Raw genomic sequence first — 13,067 nt, forward strand, 5'->3', positions numbered from 1 at the left:
ATAGAACATAACTTATCTGTAATAAGTCTTGCTGATTGGATTATTGATCTTGGACCTAAGGGTGGAAAACTAGGAGGAAAGCTAATATTTCAAGGATATCCTCTTGATTTTATAAATTGTAATAAGTCTTATACAGCAAAGCATTTAAGGAGATTTGTTAATATTGATTGTAGTTAATATTCCAGTAATATCGAAATTACCTTAATAAAGGTTGGATAATATTAGTAAATAAAATTTATTAAAATCAAACAAAGATGTGAGAGTATATTATTGAAATCTTTGCATGTATAGGTAAGAAGATGAAATTTGATAAGACATGATTTCACTTTAATAAAAAATTATTTATACCTTTTAAAGTTAATTAAGCATTATAAAGAATTGAGACAATATATCAGGTAAATTTTAAGTATTTTCATAAATATCTTCTTCTAATTGAATTAATTGAAACTTCAAGTATATATTATAATATAAGGTAATTATTTATCTTTACTAAGGAGGTAATGAATAATGAAATTATTTAATAACTTAAGGAAGAAATGGGAAAATTATTTAAAAAAATTAGCAAAGGAGAACAAAAAGTCTTTTGGAAATGAAAGGCTAGATTGTTGTTCTATGAATAAAAAAGATAATAAATAGTATTATTATAAGGGGACTGTCGCATAATGAATTAATCGTTCAAAATCATTACAAGATCTTTCATGACAAGTTGGCCTCCTCAAGTGGTAGGCTATTCTCAAATGTCTATGAGTAACTTGTAATGATGAAACGATTGAAATTCATAATTTTGTAACAGCTCCTTTTATTTATATATATTAATTTTAATAGTATATAATAAGTTTTGTTTGATTATTGAAAATTTTATAAAATTAAAATTTTTATCTTAGTTTTTGGATAACTTTATGTAATGAAAAATCATTGATATTTATAAAGATTAGGCAAATATATATTATCAGGATAGTGTTTAATTAATACCAAAAATATAGAGCTATAAAAAATCAATATAATAAAAGTATATTATGATAAATATATGAAGTATTAAGTTAGAATTAGCTACCAATATTTGCTATTATTCTCATCTAATATGGATAAAACAATATAAATTTAATAAGAAAATACTTGAAAAAGCTTTAAATAAGATTAAGAAATTTATAAATAAATAATATAAAGGGAGGATTTTTGAAAAATATAAGTAGAGAAATAATACAAAAGTTTAAAGTTAGTTTTGTGATACTAGGTTCAGATGAAAATGCCTATGGTATTGCTCGTATTCTCAATGATAATTATGGGTTGATATCAACTTTATTTTGTCAAGAGCCTTTAGAAGCGACGAATAATTCTAAGATTTTAGATAGAAAGATAATTAATGATTTTTCTAATGAAGATATATTTGTCAAATCTTTAATAGAATATGCAAAAAAGAATAAAGATAAGAGTCTTTTTCTTATAGCATGTGGAGATGAGTATTCTAAGTTATTATCAAATAATAAAAATGTCCTAATTAAATATTATAAATTTAATACCCCATCAACATATTTAAATGAAAAACTTGAAAATAAGTTGGATTTTTATAAAACTTGTGAAAAAATGGGAATACCATATCCAAATTATAAGATAATCAATGCTAGTAATAATTTAGATAAGCTTGATATGAAGTTTCCACTTATTTTAAAGCCTAATAATTCCATATCTTATGTCAAATTATCTTTTCCAAACAAATATAAGGTATATACTATAAATAATTTAAGTGATTTAAAAGAGACAGTAAAGATAATCTATGATAATGGTTATGACAACGACATGATAGTTCAAGAGTGTATTCCAGGAGATAATTCACAACAGGCATCCTTAAATGCGTATTGCGACAAAAATGGAAAGGTCAGAGTGATGGTTTATGGTCAAATTTTAATATCAGATCCTTTGCCATTAAGAATTGGTAATAATGATGCTATATATACTAAAGAATCTAATGAATTATATAAATTTTATAAGAAAATATTAGAAGAACTTTCTTATACTGGATTTGTAAATATTGATCTTAAGTATGATAGTAGGGATAATTTATATAAAGCTTTCGAAATGAATTTAAGATTACCACAAAGTCATTACTTTATGGAAGCAGGTGGTGTAAATGTTCTTGATTTCTACATAAGAGATTTACTTGATTTAGGATTTGAGGAAGATGTTTACTATCACAAAGATACAAATAAAATTTGGTTAAATGCTCATCCTAGTTTACTTAAGAAATATACTGACAAGAAATATAGAAAAACAATAAATAAGCTACTAAAAAATGGTTATGAATTTACTTTAGATAATAAATATGATTTTTCAATTAAAAGAAAGCTTATTTATCTGAGAAAAAAATATGCTAGCATAAAACATTATAAAGAATATTTTAGGGTTGATAAGTAGTTTGTCATCCCTAATTTTTTGGGTAATAATATAAAGAATAGAAATCAAAAGGAGAAATATTATGAGTGGTGAATTAGTTGCTATACAAGATACTTATGGGGAACGATTTCAATATTGTTGGGGATGTGGTAGTAAAAATGAAAAAGGATTGCATATAAAATCTTATCCTAAAGATGAGGGAAATATTTGCTATACTAGGATAAAACCTGATGAAAAATATACAGGAGGAGTTCCACAAAATTTATTTGGTGGAATGATTGCTATGATTTTTGACTGTCATGGAACTGCCTCAGCAGCTTTTTTTAACCATAAGAACAAGGGATTAAGCTTAACTAAAGATACAGTAATAGAAAGATACATTACTGCAAGACTTGAAATAGATTATAAAAAACCAACACCAATGAATGAAGAAATAGAAGTTATATCAAGGCTTGAAGAATTAGGCGATAGAAAGGCAATAGTAAGTATGGAACTTAAAGCAAAGGATGAGATAAGAGCAAAAGCTAAGATTATTGCTGTAAAAGTTAAGGATAATATGTAAAATTTTCAACTTAAAACAATCAATATTGGGACTATATTTTTATGGGGTGTTGAAAAATTATGAATTTCTAACGTTGTATTATTATAAGTTCTTCATAGACAAGTTGAATAAGCTTCCAATTAAGGAGTTCAAATTGTCGTGAAGGAGCTTGTAATGAGTTTGGAACGATAATTCATTCTGCAACATCCCATTTTTAAATTAATTATTTATATTAAAAATTTTGATTATTTTATAACATATTTATGCACTTACAAATAATTATACATTTATCAATATGAATTTGATTTATGACTTTATATTAATTAATATTAATTCTAAACCTTAATATACCTATACAATAAGTATCTAATTTATATTATTACATAAAAATAAATAAATAAAGAAAAATAATTGACAAGCGAATTTTGGAGTGATATAATTTTGAATAAATATTTTATAATATTTAATTTTACATATTGGAGGATAAGTTATGGATGCTTTATATGCATTATTGTTTATACTTATAGTATATACAATAGGAGATATAGTGGCTGTTAAAACTATCAGTATAGTTCCGTCGCTATTTGTATGTTCGGTTATATTTTTGGTAGGATTTTGGATAGGAGTCCCTGAAACGTTATTTCAAGATTCCTTACTATATTCATTAGGTTCATTTTTAATTACATCACTTCTTGTACATATGGGCTCAATGTTAAATATAAATCAGCTAAAGGCACAGTGGAAGACTGTTCTAATATCAGTTGGAGCAATAATAGGTATAGTTGTTCTTTTGCTTATAATAGCTTCACCGATTGTTGGAAAAGAAACAGCTATTGTAGCAGCACCACCAATTTCTGGAGGTTTAATTGCAGGTTTACAAATGGGCGAAAAAGCTGAAGCAATAGGAAGGATGGACCTTAAGTTAATGGCTACCTTACTAGTAGTATTGCAAGGTTTCATTGGATATCCTTTAGCATCATTTTGTTTAAGAAAAGAAGCAAAGTCAATTTTAAAGAAAAAATCAGAGGGTGTAGTTTTTGTAGAAGAAGAAAAGGAAAAAGAAATATCAGAAAAACCTTCTATATTTAAATTAGATGATAAGTATAGATCTACTAACTACTACTTAGCAAAAACAGTATTTGTAGCTTTTATAGCAACACTTCTCTCAAATTTATTAAAAAATATAAATACAGGTATTTTTACATTAGATGCTCTTTTAAGAATAGATAAGAATGTTATGGCACTTCTATTTGGAATTATAACAGCGGAGACTGGATTTTTAGAAAGAGAACCTTTAGATAAAGCTAATGCATCTGGGCTTGTTATGGCAGCTCTTATGGCTGTAATTTACGGAGGTCTTGCTGGAGCAAAACCTCAAGATATTATAAATATACTTATACCTATAGCAATATGTTTATTTATAGGAACAATAGGAATAGGTATAATGTCAGTAGTTATAGCAAAAGTTTTAAAAGTTGGACCTTGGATGGCATTTGCTATAGGTTCTACAGCTTTATTTGGATTTCCTGGAACGTTTATTGTTTCAAACGAAGTTGCGGAAGCTATGTCAAATACAAAAGAAGAAAAGGAGTTTATACTTAATCAAGTGTTACCAAAGATGTTAGTAGCTGGTTTTATAACTGTATCTATAGGTTCAGTAATACTTGCAGGCATATTAGGACCAATGCTTACATCAGCATAATAAGGAGAATAAAATGGATATAAGAAAATTAATAAATAAAAACAAAGATTATATAGTAGAGATGAGAAGGTATTTTCATAAAAATCCAGAGTTGTCATTTGAAGAGCATGAGACTACAAAAAAAATAGCTAATGAACTTGAAAAAATGGGGATTTCTTATGAAATACCTAATGAAGAACCGAGAACTGGGGTTATTGGATTAATAGAAGGTGGTAAACCTGGTAAGACAGTAGCTTTAAGGGCAGATATAGACGCATTAAATGTTTGTGAAAAAAATGAAATAGATTATAAGTCTCAAAATGAAGGTAAAATGCATGCTTGTGGTCATGATACACATATTTCTATGCTTTTAGGTGCTGCAAAAATATTAAGTGAAATAAAAGATGAAATTTGTGGTAGAGTATATTTAATATTTCAACCAGCAGAAGAACTTGGACTTGGTGCAAAATACATGATAAGGCAAGGAACATGGTTTGACGAAATTGATTCTATTTATGGATCACATATATGGGTTGGACTTGATGCTGGGAAGATTTCAGTAGAAGCTGGAGATAGGATGGCAGCTGCTGATAAATTCAAAATCAAAATCAAAGGTAAGTCAGGTCATGGCTCATTACCTAATGAAACAGTAGATGCTGTATTAGTTGGTTCAGCTGTAGTACAAAACCTTCAACAACTTGTATCAAGGAACTATTCGCCTCTTGATTCTGTAACGGTAACAATAGGCTCATTTCATAGCGGTAATAGGTTCAATATTATTGCAGGCGAAGCAGAAATGGAAGGGACAAATAGGTATTTTTCTAAAGAAATTGGGAAAAATATTGAAAATGATATGAACAGGGTAATAAAAGGAATTTGTGATGCTTATGGTGCAGATTATGAGCTTAAATATGATTATATCCTAGGTCCTACAATAAATGATGAAATATCTTCAAGGATTGCTGAAAGGGCGTTAAAGAAAGTGGCAGGAGAAGAAGCAAATCAAAAAATGCAAAAGACAACGGGTGGAGAAGATTTTTGTTTTTACCTCCAAGATAAACCAGGTTGTTTTGGATTTATAGGATGTAGAAATCCTGAAATAGGAGCAGATTATCCACACCATAACGAGAGATTTAATGTAGATGAAAATGTTCTAGCTAATGGAGCAGGAATGTATGCTCAATATGCTATCGAATTTTTAAATGAGAATAATTAATTTATAAAACTCAATTAAGCTAGTCTTAGTTGAGTTTTAAATTGATATATTGATTTATCTAGATAATATAATAAAATAAATAAAAATATATTTGACAAAGATAAAATAATAAGCTAAAATTAAAAACATCATATTAATTTATTACTTTATTAAGATAAAAGGAGAAATAAATGGAAAATATTAAAACGAATGAAAAAAGATTACCAAATTTTTTTGAAGCACTATTACCTATCATAACAATGGTAGGACTTATGATTTATGTTTTTGTTTTTGCTAAAGAGAATGTAGATGGAGATTTAAAGCAAATTTATGATGGTGCTCATATGCCTCTAATATGTGGAATTATAGTTGCCTGTTTTGTGGGCATATTTTGTGGTAATTCATTTAAAGATATGCTTTCAGGAATGATTGCAAGAATTAACACTACTCTTGATGCTATATTGATTTTACTTACAGTAGGTTTATTGATTTCATCATTTATGATATCAGGAACTATACCAGCCCTTATTTATTATGGACTTGAGCTTTTAAATCCTGTATTGTTTTTACCTATAGGTTGTATTATTACAGCTATTGTAAGTTTATGTTGTGGATCTTCATGGACAGCTACAGCAACTATTGGTATAGCCTTTATGACTATAGGAAGGGGACTTGGAATAAATCCTGCTATAACAGCTGGAATGGTTATATCAGGTGCTTATATCGGAGATAAATTCTCTCCTTTATCAGATACTACAAATCTTGCTGCTGGAGTAAGTAAGACAGGCTTGTTTGATCATGTTAGTGCAATGGTGTCAACAACAGGTCCTGTATTCGTTATATCCCTTATTCTTTATACTTTCTTAGGATTTAACGCTAATTTAGAAAATTATGATCCTAGTATAGCTGATGGTATAAAGATATCACTTCAAAATAATTTTAATTTAAATCCTTTAGTTTTATTACCGATTCTTATAATTATTTTAGTATGTGTGTTAAGAATAGAAGGACTTGCAGGGGTTATGATTACAGTTTTTGTGGGACTTGTATTTGCTCAGATTTTTCAACAACAAAGATCTTTAGCAGAAATATTTGCTATACTCCACTATGGTCCTGATATTGCTACAGGTAATGAATATGTTGATGCAGCTCTTTCAAAAGGTGGAATGGATAATCAAATGTGGACTATAAACTTAATTTTACTAGCAGTATCATTTGGTGGAGCTTTAGAAAAGGCAGGAATAATTGAAAAATTATTTGCTCACTTAAAAGAGAAGATAAATTCTGTAGCAGGTCTTGTATTTACTACTATGGCAACATCAATATTTTGTGATGCTACAATGTGTGATCAATTTTTAGGAATAGGAATACCTGCACCACTTTATGAAGACAAATATGACGAGCTAGGACTAGGAAGGAATATGATGTCTAGAACTCTTGAAGATGCTGGTACCTTATGGGCTGTAATGTTTCCTTGGACTGCATGTGGAGCTTATCAAATGAAAACACTAGGAATTAATCCAATATACTTTTTCCCATTTGCCTTTGTAAATCTTCTATCACCAATATATGCATTATTAACAGCTTATTTTAAAAGAAATATATTTTGGGCTGATGGATCTTATACTAATATATTTGGAAAGACTAAGATGAAAAAGAAGGCACAAGCTCCAAAAGAAGTAGAAGAATATGCAATAAGTCAATTAAATAAACAAAGAAGTGAAGGCAAGGTGCCACAAATATCTTAAAAAAGATATAAAAAGAATACTAGATTATAAACGAACTGACCATAGAAGTTGGACTTAAAAATCAAACTAATAAGGTCAGTTTTTTAATATTTAAAAAGAGTAGTAAATTTAAAAAAGAGAGTATATCCTAGGATTATTTTTACTATAAGCAAAACGGACAATAGTAGCAAAGATAGTAATAAACTAAGTCTGCTATTATTGTCCATTAAAAATTTGACAGCTTTTTCTATTTATATAAATCAGCTTGAGTTTTAAACATTTTTTCATAAAGACCCTTGTTATTAATAAGATCTTTATGGCTTCCACTTTCAACTATTTTTTTATCATCACATACTATTATTCTATCAGCATACTTGGTTGAAGATAGCCTATGAGATATAAAAAGTGAAGTTTGACCCTTTGATATTTGAAGCATTTTTTTAAAAATTTCCTCTTCGCTTCTTGGATCTAAGGCACTCGTTGGCTCATCCATTATAAAAAATTTTCCTTCATGAACCATTGACCTAGATAAAGCAAGTTTTTGTCCTATACCTCCAGATGGTTCCACTGACTTATCTGAAAAAAGGTAGGTAAGGTAGGTGTCTGAACCTTCAACTTGTTTATCTATCCACTTATCAATATTTATTAATTTAAAAGATTTATCCATCTTAGCTCTTTCGTTTTTGTCAATATTATCTAAGAGTTTAGAGTTTATATTTTCACTAATCCTAAAAGGAAATAGCCTAAAATCTTGAAATGTAGGGGATAATATCTTATAGTAGGTTTGTGTATCTATATCCTTAATATTGATATCATTTAGGTATATAGCACCATCTGTGGGTTCATAAAACTTACATAGAAGTTTTACAATGGTAGACTTACCTGCTCCATTTTTTCCAACTAAGGCAACAGTCTCACCATTATCAATTTCAAACGATGTATGTCTTAGAACATAATTTTCACTTTTTGGATATTTGAAAGAAACATCATCAAAGCTTATTTTGACTTGAGATAAGTCTATATCTTTAACATCTCCCTTATCAAGGAGTCCTTCTTCTAAGTCTAAAAAATCAAAGTAAGTTTTAAGTTGGCTATTTAAAGATATAATTTTAGCATATTTTTGTAATATTAAGTTGACTGCATTTATCATTTGAACAAGAGAGTTGAAATAAAGGGTGAAATTAGCAAGACTAATAGCATCTGATACTAATTTATAAGTCATATAAATTAAAGTAGATACTATAGAAAGGTTAGAGAAGATATTCATAATCCCTGTATATATACCATTTTTATTAAAGTATTCAGTTGATGTTCTTACCATTCCATCTTGGAATTTACCTGCTTTTTTCAAAACTAATTCTTGTGCTTCGTATGTTTCTACATCTTTAAAGTACCTATGATCAGATGAAAAATTTAGAAAAAATCTATATGCTCTTATTTGAGGAGCGTTATTTTCTTGATATTTCAATTCATTTGCCTTTATTTTTTCTACTATATTTTTATTAATAAAATACAAAAATACAATTATTAAAGCTACAAATGGATTTAGGCTTAGCAAAACAAATAAAGAAAATATACCAGTTATAGTAGTAGATAAGATTATTACTAAAAAGTCATAAAATTCATACATCTCAAATATAGCATAGTGAGCCTTCTCCATCATGTCTTGAACATTTTTAGAATCGGACTTTTCTATAGGTAGTCTAAGTGACTTTTCACTTAACTTAAATAGCAATACATCAATAGTACCTTCAAAAATTAGTGAGACTGTATTTGTTAATATCCTTGATATAATTTGTTTAAAAAAGTCAGATACTAAGACTAGTCCACCTATAAAGAGTATATAGGATAATCTTTTATTTCCCATTAATTCTTCTATAATAAGTTTTGGTGCGATAATATATAAGAGTGGGATTAAACCCAAAATTATATTCAGTAACATAATCCTTAAGCTAAAATGAGGATATATCTTATCTATTTCTTTAAATAATTTTATAATATTTTTCATTATAAGACCTCCTTATAATTTTTTGCTTGAAGATTATATAAATCTCTATATTCGTCATTTTTTTGCATAAGTTCTTCATGACTTCCACTTGCAAGTATTTCTCCATCTTTCATATAGATTATTCTGTCACAAAACTTTGTAGAAGCTAGTCTATGAGATATAAAAATAGAAGATTTATTTTTTACTAAAGTATGGTAGAGCTGATACAATTCTCTTTCATTTAAGGCATCAAGTTGGGCTGTAGGTTCATCTAATATTAAGATTTTTGTTTTCTCCTTTGCTATAGCTCTTGCCAGAAACAATCTTTGCTTTTGACCACCAGATAAATCTACTCCATTGTCATCTAGTATTCTTAAAAGTGTTTGATTTTCTCCTTGCTTATAAGTATCAATGATTTCATCTAGATGAGTCATTTTATAAATTGCATCTAGATTTTTATTTGAATCTTTGAGTAAAATATTTTCTCTTATGGAAAAAGGAAAAAGACTAGAGTCTTGAAAAACTGATGATATTAGTTTGTTATAGTTAATATCAAGATCTTGCAAATTTTTACCATTAAATAAAATTCTACCTTTACTTGGTTTATAAAATCCTGCCAAAAGCATAGCAAGAGTTGATTTTCCAGCGCCATTTTCTCCTACAAGAGCTATGGATTCATTGTTTTTTATTGTAAGATTTAAATTTTTAAGTATGTAATCATCAGATTCGGGATACTTAAAATATACACTATCAAATCTTATCTCTAATTTTTCTGGGTAAAATTCTTCTCCCTTTTCCTTCTCAACCTTTATTATTTCAAAGAATGGTTTAAAGATACTATAGCTATAAGAAAGATCTGAGAAAATCCACATAGACATTGTGTTAAAATTTATAAAGGCAAATACTGCTGTAAAATATACATAGAAATCACCTATATCAATTGTTCCCTTAATTAAACTTGTAGAAAGCCAATATATGATAATAGCATCTCTAATAAGGTTTATAAATTTAGCTAAAGAAAAAACTGTTGTAGCCTTTTTATTGGTTCGTGCATAATCATCTATCCTATTATAGTGTGTATTCATATAATATGAGCTAAATAATTTTGTAATATCAAAAATTAATATATCCTGTTTAGATAGGGGAGATCTCATCTCATTATTAACTTTTGCAAATCTGTTCCAATTTGCTGAATTAGAAGTCCAATATGAGTCATATATTTTTGGAACCTTACTTAGGATAAAACTTGTAATAATGGTCAAGATTAAAGTTGTCATTACAACTAAAAAATCCATTCTTAGAAATATCCATATAAAACCTGTCAAAGAAATCATTTGAGCTAAGAACTCAGGAAGGGTCATCATAAGGCCACCAGCACCATTAAATGGACTTTCTACAGCCTTTGTAGCGTTATTTATTTTTTCAGATTCTTCTTTATCTTTTTTTAAAGCATAAGGCAGGTATAGGGAATATTCAGTAACCATGTTCATTAACTTATAGCGAACATTATTCATTTTCATACGGTAGTTACCCATAACAAATGAATCAAAAAATGAAACTAAAGTTGAAATAAAAATTAAACCTATAAAGAAAATTGCTAAAAACTTTGGATTAGACTTGTAATTTTTTATTATATAGGCAGGTGAAATAATCCATAAGAAAGGTTTTAGACCTATAAATATGGCATAAATTAATGTTAAAACAAACATAGATGGCTCAAACTGGGCCATTTTCTTAAATAAATACTTAATCTCTTTCATATAAAGCCAATAACTGGCATCCTCCTTGTATTAGTAAGTCAAGGAGATTTTCCTTACTTACATTTTTTTAGTAGCAAACCTCAATCTGTGTGTATTATAATAATTCATTTTTTTCTCCTTTCATTGTTTGTTAATTATAATAATATCAATTTAATTGTATTTGGTCAATTAAAAAAGGTAATGTTACAAAATTGTGAATTTCTAATGCTCTATAATTACAAGTTACTTATTTACAAATTGAGAATAGCCTGCTGCTTTGGGATGTCAAATTGTCGTGGAGGAACTTGTAATTATTTTTCAATTATTAATCTATTTGCAACAGTACCTTTAAATCAATCCTCAAGTATTGCTATAGCACACTTAAGTCCATCAAGAGCAGATGATATTATCCCACCAGCATATCCTGCTCCTTCTCCAATTGGTCTTAAATTATTATATTTTAAAGTTCTGTAGTCGTTTTTTCTTTCTATTCTTATAGGAGATGAAGTTCTTGTTTCAATCCCAGTAAGAATTGCATCAGCTTGGGAAAAGGCATCAATCTTTTTAGAAAAGTTTTTTAAGGCAAGTTTTATAGAATCATTTATTTTTTTAGGGTAGATTTTATTTAGGTCAGAAAACTTGAAACTTGGACTATAAGATGGTTTGATTTTTCCTATTTTACTAGTAACTTTTCCATTGAGATAATCATCTACTCTTTGAACTGGAGCAGAATAATTTCCTCCACCAAGCCTATATGCTTTCTCTTCAATTTCTCTTTGAAATTTAATTCCAGAAAGATTACCATTACCCAAAATATCTTCTCCTATAGTACAAACTATGGCAGAATTTGCATTTGAATTACTTCTATCATGATAGCTCATTCCATTTACACAAAGTTTATTTTCCTCACTAGATGCGGCTACTACGAAACCTCCTGGGCACATACAAAATGTATAGACAGATATATTATTTTTTTTATCGAAAAATTTTAGTGCATAGGATGCTTGAGGAAGTCTTTTATCCTTAATTTTATATTGACTAAGATTTATATCCTCTTGTAAGTGCTCTATTCTGAAACCTACAGCAAAGTTTTTTTGACTTATATCTATATACTTATCCAGCATTATGAAAGTATCTCTTGATGAGTTTCCTAGAGCAAGTATATATTCATCTGCCTTATATTCATTTTTATCAGTAAGTAAAGATTTTATTTTTTTATTATGAATATTTAAGTCAACGAATTTTTCATTAAAATGAAACTCTCCACCCATCTCTATTATTTTTTTTCTAATATTAATTATAACTTTCCTTAAAAGATCTGTTCCAATATGGGGCATTTGTGTATAGATGATATCTTCGGGTGCTCCATTTTCTACCAAAATTCTAAAAATTTCAACAGATCTCTTATCTTTAGACCTTGATGTAAGTTTACCATCAGAAAAAGTTCCGGCTCCACCTTCTCCAAATTGAATATTTGATTCTGGATTAAGAGTTTGTGTTTTTATAAACTTATCTATTGATTTAACCCTATCTTCTATTTTTTCTCCTCTTTCAATTAAATGAACCTTTACTCCATGTTTGGCTAAAGTATAGGAACAAAACAAGCCTGCAGGTCCCGACCCGACAACTACAGCATTCTTAACTTTATTTTTATTTTCTATATTAAGTTCTTCCTCACTAAATTCTGTAATATCATTTCTTAATCTTTTTATAGTTTTTTTATCTATTACTGTATCAATTAAAACTTGATACACATAAAAAATACCACGTCTAGCATCAATAGATTTTTTATATATTTTATAAGAA

Annotated in this window: 9 protein-coding genes; 6 read left to right on the top strand and 3 right to left on the bottom strand. The window is 28.2% G+C overall.

Going from position 1 to position 13,067, the window contains the following annotated elements; genetic code table 11:
* The first annotated feature begins 507 nt into the window (after positions 1-507).
* From SOR60_RS00005 to nhaC, 6 genes are all read left to right on the top strand, one after another.
* Positions 508-636 (top strand): LDCC motif putative metal-binding protein, encoded by a 129-nt coding sequence (locus SOR60_RS00005; protein WP_268234523.1) that lies wholly within the window; start codon positions 508-510, stop codon positions 634-636.
* Positions 637-1,176: 540 nt separating this feature from the next.
* Positions 1,177-2,412, top strand: a complete 1,236-nt coding sequence (locus SOR60_RS00010; protein WP_320594903.1) for a carboxylate--amine ligase — start codon at positions 1,177-1,179, stop codon at positions 2,410-2,412.
* A 61-nt stretch (positions 2,413-2,473) separates the two neighbouring features.
* The gene (locus tag SOR60_RS00015; RefSeq protein ID WP_154541365.1) at positions 2,474-2,953 is read left to right on the top strand and encodes a hotdog domain-containing protein; all 480 of its coding nucleotides are present in this window, start codon (positions 2,474-2,476) and stop codon (positions 2,951-2,953) included.
* Between the two features lie 469 nt (positions 2,954-3,422).
* Positions 3,423-4,634, top strand: coding sequence for a hypothetical protein (locus SOR60_RS00020; RefSeq protein ID WP_320594904.1), 1,212 nt, complete (start codon positions 3,423-3,425; stop codon positions 4,632-4,634).
* Between the two features lie 13 nt (positions 4,635-4,647).
* The gene (locus SOR60_RS00025; protein ID WP_320594905.1) at positions 4,648-5,829 is read left to right on the top strand and encodes a M20 metallopeptidase family protein; all 1,182 of its coding nucleotides are present in this window, start codon (positions 4,648-4,650) and stop codon (positions 5,827-5,829) included.
* Between the two features lie 170 nt (positions 5,830-5,999).
* Positions 6,000-7,556 carry a Na+/H+ antiporter NhaC gene (nhaC, locus tag SOR60_RS00030; protein WP_154541370.1) on the top strand — a complete coding sequence of 519 codons (1,557 nt, stop codon included), beginning with the start codon at positions 6,000-6,002 and terminating at the stop codon, positions 7,554-7,556.
* 226 nt (positions 7,557-7,782) lie between these two features.
* Here nhaC and SOR60_RS00035 read toward each other — a convergent pair whose 3' ends face one another.
* The 3 genes from SOR60_RS00035 to SOR60_RS00045 form a co-directional block, all read right to left on the bottom strand.
* Complete coding sequence (locus tag SOR60_RS00035; RefSeq protein ID WP_154541372.1) at positions 7,783-9,543, bottom strand: ABC transporter ATP-binding protein; 1,761 nt, start codon at positions 9,541-9,543, stop codon at positions 7,783-7,785.
* Positions 9,543-11,231, bottom strand: a complete 1,689-nt coding sequence (locus SOR60_RS00040) for an ABC transporter ATP-binding protein (RefSeq protein WP_320594906.1) — start codon at positions 11,229-11,231, stop codon at positions 9,543-9,545. The genes SOR60_RS00035 and SOR60_RS00040 overlap by 1 nt, the downstream gene beginning before the upstream one ends.
* A 383-nt stretch (positions 11,232-11,614) precedes the next feature.
* Positions 11,615-13,067: NAD(P)/FAD-dependent oxidoreductase (locus SOR60_RS00045; protein ID WP_320594907.1), on the bottom strand; the 1,453-nt coding region annotated here is incomplete at its 5' end.

The sequence above is a fragment of the Anaerococcus porci genome, from assembly GCF_034090325.1.
GTDB lineage: Bacteria > Bacillota > Clostridia > Tissierellales > Peptoniphilaceae > Anaerococcus > Anaerococcus porci.